The organism is Kitasatospora humi (assembly GCF_020907985.1).
Classification (GTDB): Bacteria; Actinomycetota; Actinomycetes; order Streptomycetales; family Streptomycetaceae; genus Kitasatospora; species Kitasatospora humi.
On sequence record NZ_JAJJPA010000004.1, the window covers coordinates 116,849 to 133,361 of the forward strand.

The following is a 16,513-nucleotide window of genomic DNA, read 5'->3' on the forward strand; positions in this document are numbered from 1 at the left end:
GATCGGTCGGACCGCCCCGATCGTCCGGGTAGGTCGCGTCCGGTGACCCTCGGTCCGCCTCCGTCCGGGCCCGCATCGCTGCCGTGGTGATCGTCAGTCCGCCTCCGGCCGGGCCCGCATCGCTGCCGTGGTGATCGTCAGTCCGCCTCCGGCCGGGCCCGCATCGCTGCCGTGGTGCTCGTCAGTCCGCCTCCGGCCGGGCCCGCATCGCTGCCGTGGTGCTCGTCAGCCCGCCTCCGGCCAGGCCCGCATCGCCGCCGCGGCCACCGCCTCCAGCTCCTCGCGCCCCGCTCCGTCCCTGGCCTGCTGGGACATCCCCTGCAGCACCGCGCCCGTGAAGCGGGCGAGGGTGGCGGGGTCGGTGGCCGGCGGCTCCTCGCCGCCGGCCACCGCCGCCGCGATCCGCCGCTCGAAGTCGGCGATGTTGGCGTTGCGGATGGCGCGCAGGGCGTCGCGCACCGCAGGGTCGCTGCAGTTGGCGGCGGCGCTGATGATCATGCAGCCGGGCGGATGCTCGGGGGCGGTGTACGCGCGGGCCGCGTCCTGGAGCATCCGGGCGATGCCGGCGCGCACGGTGGGTTCCTGGTCGAGCGCGCCCAGGCCGTAGACCTCGCCGTAGCGGGTGACGACCTCGTCGAAGAGGCGGCGCTTGTCGCCGAAGGCCGCGTAGAGGCTGGGTGGCCGGATGCCCATGGCCTCGGTGAGGTCGGCGATCGAGGTGGCCTCGTAGCCGCGCTCCCAGAACAGCTCGGTGGCGGCGGCCAACGCGGCGTCGCGGTCGAAGGAGCGGGGGCGTCCGCGGGTTCCGGTCATGGACCTAATTTTATATCGACCGCTACAGATCGCGTGCTACGGTTCTTTCCATAGTGATCGCTATAGAAAGGCGACGGCCATGGATCGGCTCACCGGCAAGACCGCCCTCGTCACGGGCGGCAGCCGTGGCATCGGCAAGGGGATCGCGCTGCGACTGGCGCGCGAGGGGGCGCTGACCGCCGTGCACTACGGCACCAACGAGCAGGCGGCCAAGGAGACGGTGGCCGAGATCGAGGCGGCCGGCGGCCGGGCGTTCGCGGTCGGCGCCGAGCTGGGCGTGCCGGGCGACGCGGCGGCGCTGTGGGCGGCGTTCGACGCCGCCCTGGCCGAGCGGGGCGCCGCGCCGGGCCTGGACATTCTGGTGAACAACGCCGGCATCGGCCTGCTCTCCCAGGTGCACGAGGTGACCGACGCGGACTACGACCAGGTCTTCGCGGTCAATGTGAAGGCGCCGTTCTTCATCGTGCAGCAGGGCCTGGACCGACTGCGGGACGGCGGTCGAGTGATCAACATCTCGTCCGGCGTGGCCCGGATCGCACTGACCGCGACGATCGCCTACTCGATGACCAAGGGTGCCCTGAACGTCTTCACCCACACCCTGGCCCAGCAGCTCGGCGGGCGCGGGATCACGGTCAACGCGGTGGCCCCGGGCATCGTGCTGACCGACATGAACCCGCAGCTGAGCGACCCGGCGCAGCGCGCGGAGTGGGGCAGCATGTCGGTCTTCAACCGGGTCGGCGAGCCCGCCGACATCGCGGACGCGGTGGCGTTCCTGGCCTCCGACGACGGCCGCTGGGTGACCGGCCAGGTGCTGGACGCCACCGGGGGCTCGCACCTGGGTGTCTGAGCCGGCCGGGTACCCTCGGGAAGCGTGGATCCCAAGACTCGTACCCGCATCGTCTCCGGCGCCCTGGGGCTGATCCTGGTGGCCGTGCTGATCGGTGCGCTGCTGGGCAAGTAGAGACGCACCGAGAACCGGCACGCCGAAGGGGCCGCTGCGCGATCGCAGCGGCCCCTTCGGCCGACTCGGGGCGGGCGACCCTCAGAGCTGTTCGACCACGTAGTCGATGCAGGCCGTCAGCGCCTGCACGTCGGCCGGGTCGACGGCCGGGAACATCGCGATCCGCAGCTGGTTGCGGCCGAGCTTGCGGTACGGCTCGGTGTCCACGATGCCGTTGGCCCGCAGCGCCTTGGCGACCGCGGCCGCGTCGACGGCGTCGTCGAAGTCGATGGTGCCGACCACCTGCGAGCGCATCGCCGGGTCGGCGACGAACGGGGTGGCGAACGAGGACTTCTCGGCCCAGCCGTAGAGGTGTCCCGAGGATTCAGCCGTACGGGCGACGGCCCACCGCAGCCCGCCGTTGCCGTTCAGCCACTCCAGCTGGTCGGCCAGCAGGAACAGGGTGGAGATCGACGGGGTGTTGTAGGTCTGGTCCTTCGAGGAGTTGTCGATCGCGGTCGGCAGGTCGAAGAACGGCGGCACGTAGCGGTCGGAGCCGGCGATCTCGTGGGCCCGCTCCAGCGCGGCCGGCGAGAAGGAGGCCAGCCAGAGGCCGCCCTCGGAGGCGAAGGACTTCTGCGGGGCGAAGTAGTAGACGTCGGTCTCGGCGATGTCGACCGGCAGGCCGCCGGCGCCCGAGGTGGCGTCCACCAGCACCAGGGAGCCGTCGCCGGCGGTGCCCGCCGGGCGGCGGACGGGCATCGCCACACCGGTGGAGGTCTCGTTGTGGGTGAGCGCGTAGACGTCCACGCCGTCCTCGGCGACCGGCAGCGGGTGGCTGCCCACCTCGCTCTTGATCACGGTCGGCTCGTCCAGCCACGGCACGGCCTTGACCGAGGAGGCGAACTTGGACGAGAACTCGCCGAAGCTCAGGTGCTGCGACTTCCGGCGCACCAGGCCGAGGGCCGCGATGTCCCAGAAGGCGGTGGAGCCGCCGTTGCCGAGCACCACCTGGTAGCCCTCGGGCAGCGAGAAGAGGTCGGCGACGCCCTCGCGCACGCGCTTCACCAGGTCCTTGACCGGAGCCTGGCGGTGCGAGGTGCCGAGCAGCGAGGGGCCGGTGGCGGCGAGGGCACTGAGGGCCTCGGGGCGCACCTTGGACGGGCCGCAGCCGAATCGGCCGTCGGCGGGCTTGAGGTCAGCGGGGATCTGAATCTGGGCCACGGGCGCAGCCTACTGCTCCCAAACCCCCTGGTCCGCCCCCTGTCCGGCCGCTGAGATGCGATCTCCAGCGGCCGGACGTGGAAGCGGGCCTGTCGGTCCGTCAGCGAACGGATCCACGAGCCGGCGCGGTCGGTGCGCGACCGGTTCGGTACACGATCAGTCCGGTGCGCGATCCGTCGGTGCGTGACCGGTTCGGTACCCGATCAGTGACGACGTGCGTGATCAGTGCGCGATCAGTGCGCGATCGACCCGTAGCCCTCGACGTCGCGCGGGCTGCGCGGGCCGGGGCCGATGTAACGGGCGGACGGGCGCACCAGGCGGCCGGTGCGCTTCTGCTCCAGGATGTGCGCCGACCAGCCGGCCGTGCGGGCGCAGGTGAACATCGAGGTGAACATGTGCGCCGGGACCTCGGCGAAGTCCAGCATGATGGCGGCCCAGAACTCCACGTTGGTGGCCAGCACCCGGTCGGGGCGGCGGCTGTGCAGCTCCTCCAGGGCGGCCTTCTCCAGCGCCTCGGCGACCTCGAAGCGCGGCGCGCCGAGCTCCTTGGCGGTGCGGCGCAGCACGCGGGCGCGCGGGTCCTCGGCGCGGTAGACGCGGTGGCCGAAGCCCATCAGCCGCTCGCCCTTGTCCAGGGTCTTCCTGACGTACGCGGCGGCGTCGCCGGTGCGCTCGATCTCCTCGATCATGTGCAGTACCCGGGACGGGGCACCGCCGTGCAGCGGACCGGACATCGCGCCGACCGCGCCGGAGAGGGCGGCGGCCACGTCGGCGCCGGTGGAGGCGATCACCCGGGCGGTGAAGGTGGAGGCGTTCATGCCGTGCTCGGCGGCGGAGGTCCAGTAGGCGTCGACGGCCTTGACGTGCTTGGGGTCCGGCTCGCCGCGCCAGCGGATCATGAACCGCTCGACGACGGTCTCCGCCTTGTCGATCTCGCGCTGCGGGACCATCGGCAGGCCCTGGCCGCGGGCCGACTGGGCGACGTAGGAGAGCGCCATGACGGCGGCCCGGGCGAGGTCGTCGCGGGCCTGGTCGGCGTCGATGTCCAGCAGCGGCTTCAGGCCCCAGACCGGGGCGAGCATGGCGAGCGCCGACTGCACGTCGACCCGGATGTCGCCGGAGTGCACCGGGATGGGGAACGGCTCGGCGGCCGGCAGGCCGGGGTTGAACTTGCCGTCGACCAGCAGACCCCAGACGTTGCCGAAGGAGACGCTGCCGACCAGTTCCTCGATGTCCACGCCGCGGTAGCGGAGGGCACCGCCCTCGCGATCCGGCTCGGCGATCTCGCTCTCGAAGGCGACGACTCCCTCAAGACCGGGTACGAAATCGGACATCACGCGGCTCCTCAGTGACGTGAGGGCCGGTCCGCCGTTGGTGGGGCGATCCGGCCGGTGACCGTTGGGTGTTTGGCACTCGGTGCCAGAGTGACAGGCACTGGGTGCATTGCGCCATACACCATGGCGGTGATGTTTCCCGGAGGAAGCTCGACCTCATGCACGCGTCCGGTGGGGACCGGGGGAATTTCCGGTGCAAACCGCCCACAATCGGACGGGCCTCCGGGCGGCTGCTGGTCAAGCGGCGGCGAGCCACCATATCTCTTGACGTCGAGATTCCACAGGAGGGGCGTCGTCTGCCGCTTGTCGTACGGGATGATGTTGACGTGCAGACCCCGGACCGCGCCCAGCCCGCGCCGCAGACCTCCGTCCCCAATCTCGCCCGGATGCGCCGTCACTACGCCGAGGAGGGGCTGTCCGAGACGGATCTGGCCCCCGACCCGGTCGCCCAGTTCAGCAGATGGTTCGCGCAGGCCGAGCGGGCCGGCGTGCTGGAACCCAACGCCATGGTGCTCTCCACCGCCGACGCCGACGGCCGGCCGAGCTCGCGCACCGTGCTGCTCAAGGGATTCGACGAACGCGGCTTCGTCTTCTTCACCAACTACGGCTCCCGCAAGGGCGCCGAACTGGCCGTCAACCCGCAGGCCTCGCTGCTGTTCCCGTGGTACGCCCTGGAGCGTCAGGTGATCGTCATCGGCCAGGTGGAGCGCACCGGACGGGACGAGACCGCCGCCTACTTCCGGACCAGGCCGCACGGCTCCCAACTCGGCGCCTGGGCAAGCGAACAGTCCAGCCCGGTCGGCTCCCGCGAGGTGCTGGAACAGCGTTTCGCCGAGCTGGAGGCGCGCTACCCGGAGGGCGAGGGGGTGCCGGTGCCGCCGTTCTGGGGCGGCTACCGGGTGGTACCGCAGAGCGTGGAGTTCTGGCAGGGGCGGCCCAACCGGCTGCACGACCGGCTGCGCTACGCCGCCGCCGAGCCGGGCTGGACGGTCGAGCGCCTCTGCCCCTGACCTCCCCGGGGCGCCCGGGCGTCGAGCCGAGAGCCTCCGGTGGTGGGTCGTGTAGACGCGACGCGGCCGAGTTACGCGGATCGGAGTAGTCCAGTCGGATGGTATTCCGTGGCCATTTCGGGCCATCGACCCGACGACGCCGCAGGTCGGCGCAGCTCGGGGGCGCCGGGCCGGACTACGGCACCTGCCGGTGTGCCCACGGGCGGTGGACGGCGGCATGCTAGGGCGCTCTGAGCGGGCTACCTTTACCCACATCGGGTGCGGTTGAATCGCATCTCTCGCTGAGAAGGATCTGACGCTATGACCACTGTCCTGACTGTCGAGCCCGCCGAGCACACCGGCCCGCAGACCGACACCCGGATCCCGCTCGACCAACTCGCCGCCCTGGGGGCCGCGGAGCTCACCGCCGCGCTGTACCGCGCACTGCCCGGCGAGGAGTCGGGTCAGGTGCCGGTGGCGGCGTTCAACTCATCGATCTGACCGATCGCCAACTGAAGACGTCCGACGGATAGTTCAGATCCCGTGCTGGTGCCGTTCGCGCAGTTCGTGCTGAAGGTGCACAGTCGCTGCGACCTGGCCTGCGACCACTGCTACGTCTACGAGCACGCCGACACCAGCTGGCGCGGCCGGCCCAGGGCGATCGGCGAGGCGGTGATCGACCAGGCGGCGCACCGGATCGCCGAGCACGCCCTGGCCCACCGGCTCCCCGCGGTGCACGTGGTGCTGCACGGCGGCGAGCCGCTGCTGGCCGGCCCGGCGCGGCTGCGCCGGGTGGCCGAGCAGCTGCGCGCCCGGCTGCCCGCCGACTGCGCGCTGGATCTGCGGATCCACACCAACGGAGTCCGGCTCGACGAGGAATTCTGCGAGCTGTTCCGCGAGTTGGGGATCAAGGTCGGCATCTCGCTGGACGGTGACCGGGCCGCCAACGACCGGCACCGGCGGTTCGCCGACGGCCGCAGCAGCCACTCCCGGGTGCTGGCCGCCGTCGAGCTGCTCCGCACCCCGCGCTACCGGGCGCTCTACGCCGGGCTGCTCTGCACCATCGACATCGAGAACGACCCGGTGGCGGTGCTGGACGCACTGCTGGAGCTGGACCCGCCGAAGATCGACTTTCTGCTCCCGCACGCCACCTGGGACGCCCCGCCGCCACGCCGCGGCGAGGAGGCCCCGTACGCCGACTGGTTGCTGACCGTCCATCGGCGCTGGCAGCGGCTGGGCAGCCCGGTTCCGGTGCGCACCTTCGACTCGATCGTCCGCACCCTGGGGGGCCGGTCCAGCCTGACCGAGTCGCTCGGCCTCGACCCGGCCGACCTGGTGGTGATCGAGACAGATGGCACCTTCGAGCAGGCGGACAGTCTGAAAACGGCCTACGACGGCGCACCCGCGACCGGTTTCGACGTCTTCGCGAACAGCCTCGACGAGGTCGCCCGGCATCCTGGCATGATGGCCCGTCAGTCAGGGCTCGCCGGGCTCAGCGAGCAGTGCCGGGCCTGCCCGGTGGTGCGCAGCTGCGGCGGTGGGCTCTACGCGCACCGCTGGCGCACCGGCGCCGGCTTCGACAACCCGTCCGTCTTCTGCGGAGACCTCATGCGGCTGATCACCACCATCCGGGACCGGGTGGCCCCCGTGCAGCCGGCGGCCGCCGGCCCGGGCACCGGACTGACCGAGGGCCAACTGGACCAGCTCGCCCGCGGCTACGGCGACGGGGCGACGGTGCGCGCCCTGGCCGCCGGCCAACTCGACCTGACCAGGCGGCTGCTGGCCGCCGTCGGCCCGGCGGCCGGCCCGGCCTGGGAGCTGCTCGCCGAGCTGGACACCGAGGCCCCGGCGGCGGTGGACGCGGTGCTCACCCACCCGTACGTCCGGGCCTGGGCGGTGCGCTGCCTGGGCGACGGCACGGGCGCGGCCGATCTCGCCCCGCTGGCCGAGATCGCCGCCGCCGCCGCGCTGCGCGCCGGGCGCAGCACCGAGGTCGCCGTGCCGGTGCGGGGCGGAGCGGTCCACCTGCCGACGCTGGGGCGGCTGCTGGTCGGCGGTGGGGGTACCTCCCGGCCGAAGGCTGGGGGAGGCACGGCGGTGCTGTGCGGCGGAGCCGCCGCGTTCACCGTGCGGGCGCCCGGCGGCGCCGAGTTCCGGGTGGCGCACGACCAGCCGGCCGACGAGCGCTGGCTGCCGGTGCGCCGGGTGGAACTGCCGGGCGGTTGGACGGTGGCCCTGGAGGACCTGGACCCCCACCGGGACAGCCACCAGTGGCCGGCCGAGCAGCGGCTGACCGGCGCGGAGCTCGCCGACTGGACCGGATCGCTGCGCGAGGCCTGGGAGTTGGCCCAGCGCGACCTGCCGCAGTACGCGGCCGGGATCGCGGCCGGCCTGAACACCATCACCCCGCTGCGCCCGGGTCCGAGCGGCCGGGACGTCAGCGCGGCCGCCCGGCAGGCCTTCGGCGCGGTCGGCATCGCCCGTCCGGCCACCGCACCGATCCTGGCGCTGCTGCTCGTCCACGAGTTCCAGCACGTCAAGCTGGGCGCGGTGCTGGACTTCCACGACCTGTTCGACCGCGCCGACCCGCGGCTGTTCGACGCGCCCTGGCGCGCGGACAAGCGGCCGCTGGAGGGGCTCTTCCAGGGCACCTACGCCCACCTGGCGGTCACCGAGTTCTGGGCCACCCGGGTGCGGGCGTACGACGGGCTGCGGGGGGAGGCGGCCGACCACGCCCGGGAGCAGCTGGCGCGCTGGCGCGGGCACACCGACCGGGCGATCGACACCCTGCTGGGCTGCGGCGCGCTGACGCCGCTCGGCGAGCGGTTCGGGCACGGCATGCGGGCCTCGTTGGACCGGCCACCGGCCCCCAGGGCGGGCGGTGCCGCCAGGCCCTCCGGACCAGCCCAGCCCGCGCCGCTGCCGTCGCCCTCCGGCGCGCCGCCCTCCGGACTGCCCGCCTGATGTCCCCGGTGGTCCGGCTGACCGCCGAGCTGCGCGCGCTCGGCGTCGGCCCCGACACCGGAGTGCTGCTGGTGCACGCCGCGCTGCGCTCGCTGGAGGGTCCGGCGCGGGACTCGGCCGCGGTGCTGGCCGCGCTGCGGGCCGCGCTGGGGCCGGCCGGCACCCTGGTCGGCTACACCGCGACCCCGGAGAACTCGCTCACCTCCCGGCTGCACACCCGCGCCACCGCCGGCCTCACCCCCGCCGAGCTGGCCGCCTACCGCGCCGCGATGCCCGCCTTCGACCCGCTGACCACCCCCAGCTCACCGACGGTCGGCCGGCTCTCCGAGGAGCTGCGCCGCACCCCGGGCGCGCTGCGCAGCGGCCATCCGCAGACCTCGTTCGCCGCGCTGGGCCCCCGGGCCGCGGAACTGACGTCCGACCACCAGCTCCCCTGCCACCTGGGCGACCGCTCCCCGGTGGGCGCGCTCTACCGGGCCGACGCGCGGGTCCTGATGCTGGGCGCCCCCCTGACCACCTGCACCGTGCTGCACCTGGCCGAGTACCGGCAGCCGGACCCGCCGCGCAAGCGCTACAGCGCCCGGGTGGCCGGGCGCGGCTGGGTGCGGTTCGACGGCGTCGACGTCGACGACCGGCACTTCTCCCGGATGCTGCCCGTCATCTGGCCGGCCCTGGACGCGCGCACCGGCCGGATCGGCGGCGCCCGGGCGGTGCTGCTGCCGGTGCGCGCGGCGGTGGACGCCGCCACCGCGTGGCTGCGGGCCGGACCGACACGCCGGGCGGCGCCGCAGACCCTGGACGGGATGCGGGCAAACTCCTGACATCTGACGGTGCCCTGACGCATGATCAGTGGGAGCAGGGCTGGCTCGGCGCTATTCCCTCCAGGAAGCCGACCTTCCTACACTGAAGCTCCCCCTGCGGGGGAGGAGCGGTCGGCGCCCGGGGGAGGCTGAGTGAACGACGCTGAAGGCGGGCGGCAGGCCTCGGCGAAGCCGCACTTCTTCCTCTCCTACGCGCACATGCCGACGGTCGGCTCGCGCAACCCCAACCTGCGGGTCAGCCAGTTCTACGAGGACCTGTGCGAGGCGGTGCTGCAGTTGACCCCACTGCCCACCTCGGATCCGGTCGGCTTCATGGACGAGACCATGCACCAGGGCGACAACTGGGCCGCCAAGATCTCCGAGGCGCTGGCCACCTGCCGGGTCTTCGTGCCGCTCTACCATCCGCGGCTGTTCCGCTCCACGCCGTGCGGGCAGGAGTGGTACACCTTCGCCCAGCGGGCCGCCAACGCCCCGGGCGGACCGGCGCACAACACCGCGATCGTGCCGGTGCTCTGGGTCGGCATGCGCGAGGGCGCGCTCCCCCGGGTGGCGGCCGAGGTGCAGTACAACCACTCCAGCATGCCGCGCGCCTACACCGACGACGGCCTCTACGCGCTGATGGCCCAACGGCACCACCAGGGGCTGTACGAGAAGGTGGTCTACAAGATCGCCCGGCGGATCGTCGACGTGGCCCTGGAGACCGTCGTGCCGGTGGTCGAGCCGGTCGACTTCACCACCAACCCCTCGGCCTTCCCCAGCCACTCACCGGCCGACGAACTCACCATCGCCGTCCTGTCGTTCAAGGACAGCGAGGTGCCCGAGCACCGCGACGCCGGCTGGTACGGCGCGCTGCGCACCGACTGGCAGCCGTACGTCCGCGGCGGTGACACCACGCTCGCCGACAAGGCCGCCCAACTGGCCCGGCAGTGCGACCTCAACCCGACCGTGCACGAATTCGACGCCCGCGCCGAACACTTGATGGAGCTGGAGCAGCCCACCGGCCCCGGCGTGCTGCTGCTGGACCGCTGGGTGCTGCAGGACCCGGCCCGGGCCGCGCTGGTGGCCGAGTTCGCCCGGCGCAACCCGGCCTGGGTGACCGTGGTCGAACCGTGGAACCGGGACGATCCGCAGTGCGCCGCCGGGACCGCAGACCTGGCGGCGCTCAGCGACCGGGTGCTGCGCCGCCGCACCGGCAGCGCCCGCCCGTCGTTCCGCCCGGTGCCCGGGGACCGGCTCGACCCGGAGGGGGTGCCCACCGCCCGCGACTTCGGGCTGGCCTTCCAGCACGCGGCGATCCGGGCGCAGAAGGCGTTCAAGGAGCGCGCACTGCCCCGGCCGCCCGGCGGCGGCGAGCCCCGGCCCCGGCTGACCGGCGCGTTCGGAGATCCGGTGCCCCCGGGCCCGCGGGGCTCGCGGACCGGCGGTCCGACCCGCCCGACCGACACCGAGCATGACGAGAGCGACCGAGGGGGAGACGACGATGCCTGAGACGTCCGACAAGGACCGGACGCGCAACCTGCGACTGGGCGGGCGCGCCTCGGCCGCCGAGGAGGTCCGGCCGCCCGAGGAGGAGCGGCAGGGCCGGATCATCACCTTCTACTCCTACAAGGGCGGCACCGGGCGCACCATGGCGCTCGCCAACACCGCCTGGATCCTGGCGGCCAACGGCCACCGGGTGCTCACCGTGGACTGGGACTTGGAGGCGCCCGGCCTGGCCAAGTTCTTCCACCCGTTCCTGGACGCGGCCGAACTCGCCGAAGCACCGGGCGTGATGACGCTGATCAACGACTACCGCGAGGAGGCGCTGCGGGAGACCGAGCTGCACGCCGACGCGCTCCTGGAACCCGAGCGCTACCAGGAGGAGCTGCGCGGCATCGGCCACCACCCGGGCTGGCACCTGGACTTCGCCAAGGTGGCCGGGCACACCGTGCCGCTCTCCTGGAGCGGCTTCCCGCCCGGCGGCGGCATCGACTTCCTGGCGGCGGGCCGCCAGGACCGCGACTACTCCGGCACCCTGGGCAGCCTGGACTGGGACCTGTTCTACGAGCGGTTCGACGGCGGGCAGTTCTTCGACGCGCTGCGCGCCGACATGCGCAAGCGCTACGACTACGTGCTGATCGACAGCCGCACCGGCCTGTCCGACACCGCCGAGATCTGCACCGTGCAGATGCCCGACGACCTGGTGGTCTGCTTCACCCTGAGCGACCAGAGCATCGACGGCGCCTCCCGGATCGCCCAGCACATCGCCGACCGCTACCGCGAGCGGCAGATCCGGATCCTGCCGGTGCCGATGCGGATCGACGACTTCGAGAAGGAGAAGGCCGACGCCGGCCGGGCGCTGGCCCGGATCCGCTTCGACGGCCTGCCGTCCGGCCTGTCCGGCGAGGAACTGGTGCACTACTGGGGCTCGGTGGAGATCCCCTACCGGCCGTTCTACGCCTACGAGGAGATCCTCGCCACCTTCGGCGACCAGCCCGGCACCCCGACCAGCATGCTCTCCGCCTGCGAACGCCTGTCCGACGCGATCACCGGCGGCGAGGTCAGCTCGCTGCCGCCGATGGACGAGGAGCTGCGGCTGCGCTACGTCGAGGCGTTCACCCGCCGCCGGCCGACCGTGCCCGCCGACATCTACCTCAGCTACGTGCCCGAGGACCGGATGTGGGCCGACTGGATCGAGTACGTGCTCGGCCTGGCCGGCTTCCGGGTGCTGCCCCGGGACATCAGCGCCGGCGCCGACCCCCGGGTGGAGACCGAGCGCTCGGTGGACGCCGCCTTCCGCACCGTCGCCGTGCTCTCGCCCGCCTACCTGCGCTCCCCGCAGGCCCGGGCGCTGTGGGAGTCGGTGGCCGGCTCCGACCCGTCCGGCACCCGGCGCCAGCTGATCCCGATCCGGGTCGGCTCCACCCCGCTGGTCGCGCCGTTCAGCACCCGCAACCCGGTCGACCTGGTCAACCTCAAGGAGCCGCAGGCGCTGGCCGCGCTGGTCAAGGCGCTGGGCAAGGAGGAGGTGCCGACGGTCGACGGCGCCACCGGGCCCAGGTTCCCCGGCACCCAGCCGGAGATCTGGAACGTGCCGCCGCGCAACACCTACTTCACCGGCCGCGCCGAGGTGCTGGAGCGACTGCGCAACCAGCTCGGCGGCGGCACCACCGCGGTGCTGCCGGTGCCGCAGACCCTCTACGGCCTCGGCGGCGTCGGCAAGACCCAGGTGGCGCTGGAGTACGCCCACCGGTTCATGGCCGACTACGACCTGGTGTGGTGGATCTCGGCCGAGGTCGAGGAGGAGATCCAGGGCCAACTCGCCGAACTGGCGCGCCGGATGGGCCGCTCCACCAACGAGCCGGTGGCGCACGCGGCGGAGATCGCGCTGGAGGCGCTGCGCCGCGGCGAGCGGGCCAAGCGCTGGCTGCTGATCTTCGACAACGCCGACGAGCCGACCGAGGTGCGCCAGTTCTTCCCCGGCGGCCCGGGCCACGTGCTGGTCACCTCGCGCAACCAGGCCTGGTCCACCGCGGCCGAGGCGCTCACCATGGACGTCTTCACCCGCCCGGAGAGCATCGACCACCTGACCAGGCGGACCGGCGGCGCGCTCGCCCACGAGGACGCCAACTCGGTGGCCGAGGCGGTCGGCGACCTGCCGCTCGCCGTCGAGGTCGCCGGTGCCTGGCTGAAGGCCACCGGCACCCCGGTCTCCGAGTACATCGCGGCGCTGCGCACCGAGGCCGCCCGGGTGCTGGAGCTGGGCCGCGCGGTCGACTACCCGATGACGGTCGGCGCCACCTGGCGGGTCTCCATCGCGCGGTTGCGCCGGCAGTCCCCGGCCGCCGCCCGGATGCTCCAGCTGTGCGCCTACTTCGCGCCCGAGCCGATCTCGATGAACCTCTTCTACAGCGACCAGATGATCCGGGCGCTGGTGCCGTTCGACCCGGGGCTGAGCGACAAGTTCCTGCTCGGGCGGGTGATCCAGGCGATCGGCCGGTACGCGCTGGCCAAGGTGGACCCGGGGGCCAACAGCATCCAGGTGCACCGGCTGGTCCAGGAGGTGATCCGCTCCGAGATGACGCCCCAGGAGCAGATCGAGACCATGCACGAGGTGCACCGGATCCTGATCGGCGCCCGCCCGGTGGTCGGCGACACCGACGATCCGGCCAACTGGCCCGCGTTCGAGGAGATCTGGCCGCACCTGTCGCCGTCCCGGGCGCACGACTGCGACGAGTCGGACACCCGCCAGCTGATGATCGACCGGGTCCGCTACCTGTGGAAGCGCGGCGAGTTCACCCAGGCCCGCCGCACCGGCCACCTGCTGGACGAGGCCTGGACCGCCAAGCTCGGCGAGGACGACCGGCAGACCCTGCTGCTGCGCTTCCAACTCGCCAACGTGATGCGTTCCCAGGGCCAGTACGCCGCCGCCATGGAGCTGGACGAGGACACCCTGGAGCGGCAGCGCCGGGTGCTCGGCGAGCACCACCCGTACACCCTGATGACGGCCGGCTCGCTGAGCGCCGACCGCCGGGCGCTGGGCGAGTTCGGCAAGGCGCTGGAGCTGGACAAGGAGATCCTGGAGCGGTTCCGCGAGCAGTTCGGCGAGGACAACCCGCGCACCCTGTCGATCGCCAACAACCTGGCCATCGACTACCGCCTGGTCGGGGACAGCGCCGCCGCCCTGGAACTGGACCAGGACACCCTGGACCGGCGCGCCCTGGTGCTCGGCCCCAAGCACCCCTACACCCTCTCCAGCAAGTCCAACCTCGCCCGCGACCTGCGCGAACAGGGCGACTACGAGTCCTCGGTGGCGGTCCACCAGGAGGTCGACGAGGCCTACGCCGAGACCCTCGACATCGACGTGCCGGAGATCCTGCGCAACGCCAAGGCGCTGGCCGTGGCGCTGCGCAAGTCCGGCCGGCAGGCGGAGGCCCGCCGACTCACCAAGGAGACCTACGAGCGCTACCTGGAGCGGTACGGCGAGAACGCGCCCGACACCCTGGCCTGCGCGCTCAACCTGGCCGCCGACTACAGCGCCGGCGGCGACAAGGACGCGGCCCGCGACCTGGCCCGCCAGGTCTACGTCGGCCACCAGCAACTCTTCGGCCAGGAACACCCGTTCACCCTGGCCTGCGCCAACAACCTGGTGATCTACCTGCGCGGCAGCGGCGGCCTCGGCGAGGCGGTGGAGCTCGGCGAGGCCACCGTGGCGACGCTGTCCCGGGTGCTCGGCCCCCAGCACCCGTTCACCCTGAACGGCATGATCAACCTGGCCAACGCCTACGGCGACCTCGGCCGGCTCAGCGAGGCCGAGGAGCTGGAGCGGACCGCCTACCGGGGCCTGTGCGACCGGTACAGCGCCACCCACCCGGACGCGGTCTCCTGCCAGGCCAACATGGCCGTCACGCTGCGCTCCCAGGGGCGGATAAACCAGGCGTCCGAGCTGCGCTCCCGCGCGGTCGCCGAGTTCATCCGGCAGCTCGGCGAGGAGCACCCCAACACCGTGTCGGCGCGCGGCTGGAAGCGGATCAACCGCGACCTGGAACCGCAGCCGGTCTGAGCCGCCTCAGCTCAACGGGGTGCTCCCGCGGCCCACTTCACGGCCGCGGTGAGCACCCTGAAGGACGCGAAGTGGGCCACCCCCGGCTCCAGGAAGAGCGTGGCGTCGGGGATGTGCGAGGCCAGCCAGCGGGAGTGGTCGACCGGCGAGAACATGTCCTCGGCGCCGTGCCAGAGCCAGGTCCTGGCGGTGATGTCCTCGACGTCGAAGCCCCAGCCGGTGGTGAACGCCAGCACGTCGTCGATCCAGCCGTCGGCGTTCTGCCGGAACGCCTCCCGGTAGTTGCGGGCCAGCATCCGGCGGATCCCGGCGTCCGAGACCACCGCCGCGTCGTTGCCGGACAGCTCCTGGCGCAGGCCGGCCAGCACGGTCGCCGGGTCGTCCCGGATCCGCCGGGCCCGCTGCGCCATGGTGGCCGCGATCCGCTGGTGGTCGCGCTCGGCGGCCCGGTAGTCGCGGATGTTGGAGGCGGTCATCCCGGCGTACCAGTCCAGTCCCTCGGCGTCCCGGGGCGCCAGGGGGACCAGCGCCGCCACTCGGTGCACCCGGCCGGGCAGCAGGGCGCCGCAGGCCAGCGCGTGCGGGGCGCCGCCGGAGCGGCCGACCACCGCGAAGGTGTCCAGACCCAGCTCGTCGGCGATGGTCTGCACGTCGGCGGCGGCCGACGCGACCCGCCGGCCGCGCTGCCGGTCCGAGCCGCCGTAGCCGGGCCGGTCGAAGGAGATCAGGTGCACGCCCAGGTTGTAGAGCACGGTCGAGCGCGGGGTCGGCCCGACCCGGCTGCCCGGGGTGCCGTGCAGCAGGAAGACCGGCCGCCCGGCCGGGTTGCCGAAACTCTGCACGGCCAGGGTCCGGTCGTCGCCGGTCTTGACCAGTCGTGGCTGCACGAAAGCGCCTCCAGAAACGTGAGGAACGGGACACCGGGTCAGTGCCCCGGGCGGACCTCGCGGCGGGCCTGCCAGGTGGTGTGCTCGCGGGAGACGGCGTCCTCGGCGTCCCGGGCGAGCCGGGCCCAGAGCTCCTCGGCGTCGGCGGCCGTCAGGTCGAGCCGACTCAGCTGGTCGCGCACCTGCTCCAGCTCGCCGGCGGCCAGCCGGTAGGCGGCGGCCAGTGGCCGGTACTGGCGCAGTTGGGCCCAGGCGGTCACCGAGAGCGCCACCGCCGAGACCGTGCCCAGCGGGTCCAGCGGCAGCGCGCCGAGCGCCCCGGGGACGGCCAGCACCAGCCCGAGCAGCGGCAGCGCGATGCCCAGCAGCTCAGTGAGCCGGCCGGCCCGGTCGCAGTAGGCGCCCTTGGCCCGGTACCAGTCGTGCTGGGCCTGCACCCGCTCCCGCAGGTAGACCTCGCGCCGCACGGCCAGCGGCTGGTCGCGCAGCGCGCGCATCGCCGCGGTGACCGAGGCGCGCCGCTCGGCGTCGGCCGGCAGCGCCGCGCTGTGCCGGAACCCGCTCAGCAGGCCGCGCAGCTGCAGCCGGTAGAGCCCCTCGGCGTCCGGCAGCGTGGTGGGCGGTGGCTGGTACGCGTCGGCCCGCACCGCGAACTTCCAGGCCAGCGTCTTGACCGACTCGGCGGCCGCCCGGCCCTCGTACCAGAGGCCCTGCGGCTGCTGCCGGGACAGCCGCAGGGCCACCCCGGCCGCGGCCAGGTAGGCGGCCGCGGCCAGCCAGCAGAGCGGGCCGCCGCCCGCGCTGCCGGCCGCGGCGGCCACCGTGAGCAGCGCCAGCTGCCAGCGGGCCAGTGTGATGGAGCGCCGCTGGCCGAGCAGCGAGGCGGAGTCGGCGACCCGGAACAGCTCCGGGAGCAGCTCGTCCTCGCGGACCGGGTCCGTGGGTCGTCCGCCGGCAGCCATCCCGTGTGCCCCCCGAGTGCGTGTCGGTGTCCGCTGC

General features: G+C 73.3%; 12 protein-coding genes. 7 read left to right on the plus strand and 5 right to left on the minus strand.

Going from position 1 to position 16,513, the window contains the following annotated elements:
* Nucleotides 1-225 precede the first annotated feature (225 nt).
* Nucleotides 226-813 (minus strand): TetR/AcrR family transcriptional regulator, encoded by a 588-nt coding sequence (locus tag LN042_RS06235; protein ID WP_230049223.1) that lies wholly within the window; start codon nt 811-813, stop codon nt 226-228.
* Nucleotides 814-892: 79 nt separating this feature from the next.
* On the opposite strand from LN042_RS06235, the gene LN042_RS06240 reads away from it, so the two are divergent.
* Nucleotides 893-1,660 carry an SDR family oxidoreductase gene (locus tag LN042_RS06240; protein ID WP_230049225.1) on the plus strand — a complete coding sequence of 256 codons (768 nt, stop codon included), beginning with the start codon at nt 893-895 and terminating at the stop codon, nt 1,658-1,660.
* A 195-nt stretch (nt 1,661-1,855) separates the two neighbouring features.
* Here the strand turns inward: LN042_RS06240 and serC are convergent, their stop codons facing one another.
* On the minus strand, nt 1,856-2,977 hold the full coding sequence (gene serC / locus LN042_RS06245) for a phosphoserine transaminase (RefSeq protein ID WP_230049227.1): 1,122 nt from the start codon (nt 2,975-2,977) through the stop codon (nt 1,856-1,858).
* Nucleotides 2,978-3,210: 233 nt separating this feature from the next.
* Nucleotides 3,211-4,311 (minus strand): citrate synthase 2, encoded by a 1,101-nt coding sequence (locus tag LN042_RS06250; RefSeq protein ID WP_230049229.1) that lies wholly within the window; start codon nt 4,309-4,311, stop codon nt 3,211-3,213.
* 386 nt (nt 4,312-4,697) lie between these two features.
* Here LN042_RS06250 and pdxH point away from each other — a divergent pair, with 386 nt between their 5' ends.
* The 6 genes from pdxH to fxsT all read left to right on the plus strand — a co-directional run bounded on the left by pdxH (nt 4,698) and on the right by fxsT (nt 14,627).
* Entirely contained in the window at nt 4,698-5,321 is a 624-nt protein-coding gene (gene pdxH, locus LN042_RS06255) for a pyridoxamine 5'-phosphate oxidase (RefSeq protein WP_230049487.1), read from the plus strand.
* A gap of 300 nt (nt 5,322-5,621) precedes the next feature.
* The gene (fxsA, locus tag LN042_RS06260) at nt 5,622-5,801 is read left to right on the plus strand and encodes an FxSxx-COOH cyclophane-containing RiPP peptide (RefSeq protein WP_230049231.1); all 180 of its coding nucleotides are present in this window, start codon (nt 5,622-5,624) and stop codon (nt 5,799-5,801) included.
* A gap of 42 nt (nt 5,802-5,843) precedes the next feature.
* Nucleotides 5,844-8,264 (plus strand): FxsB family cyclophane-forming radical SAM/SPASM peptide maturase, encoded by a 2,421-nt coding sequence (locus tag LN042_RS06265; RefSeq protein WP_230049232.1) that lies wholly within the window; start codon nt 5,844-5,846, stop codon nt 8,262-8,264.
* Entirely contained in the window at nt 8,264-9,085 is an 822-nt protein-coding gene (locus tag LN042_RS06270) for an AAC(3) family N-acetyltransferase (protein ID WP_230049234.1), read from the plus strand. Before LN042_RS06265 ends, LN042_RS06270 begins: the two co-directional genes overlap by 1 nt.
* A gap of 132 nt (nt 9,086-9,217) precedes the next feature.
* Nucleotides 9,218-10,573 (plus strand): TIR-like protein FxsC, encoded by a 1,356-nt coding sequence (locus tag LN042_RS37630; RefSeq protein WP_230049236.1) that lies wholly within the window; start codon nt 9,218-9,220, stop codon nt 10,571-10,573.
* On the plus strand, nt 10,566-14,627 hold the full coding sequence (gene fxsT, locus LN042_RS06280) for an FxSxx-COOH system tetratricopeptide repeat protein (protein ID WP_283843585.1): 4,062 nt from the start codon (nt 10,566-10,568) through the stop codon (nt 14,625-14,627). The genes LN042_RS37630 and fxsT overlap by 8 nt, the downstream gene beginning before the upstream one ends.
* Before the next feature lie 11 nt (nt 14,628-14,638).
* Here fxsT and LN042_RS06285 read toward each other — a convergent pair whose 3' ends face one another.
* Complete coding sequence (locus LN042_RS06285; RefSeq protein WP_230049238.1) at nt 14,639-15,514, minus strand: alpha/beta fold hydrolase; 876 nt, start codon at nt 15,512-15,514, stop codon at nt 14,639-14,641.
* Between the two features lie 38 nt (nt 15,515-15,552).
* Nucleotides 15,553-16,476 carry a DUF4231 domain-containing protein gene (locus LN042_RS06290; protein WP_230049240.1) on the minus strand — a complete coding sequence of 308 codons (924 nt, stop codon included), beginning with the start codon at nt 16,474-16,476 and terminating at the stop codon, nt 15,553-15,555.
* Nucleotides 16,477-16,513 lie beyond the last annotated feature (37 nt).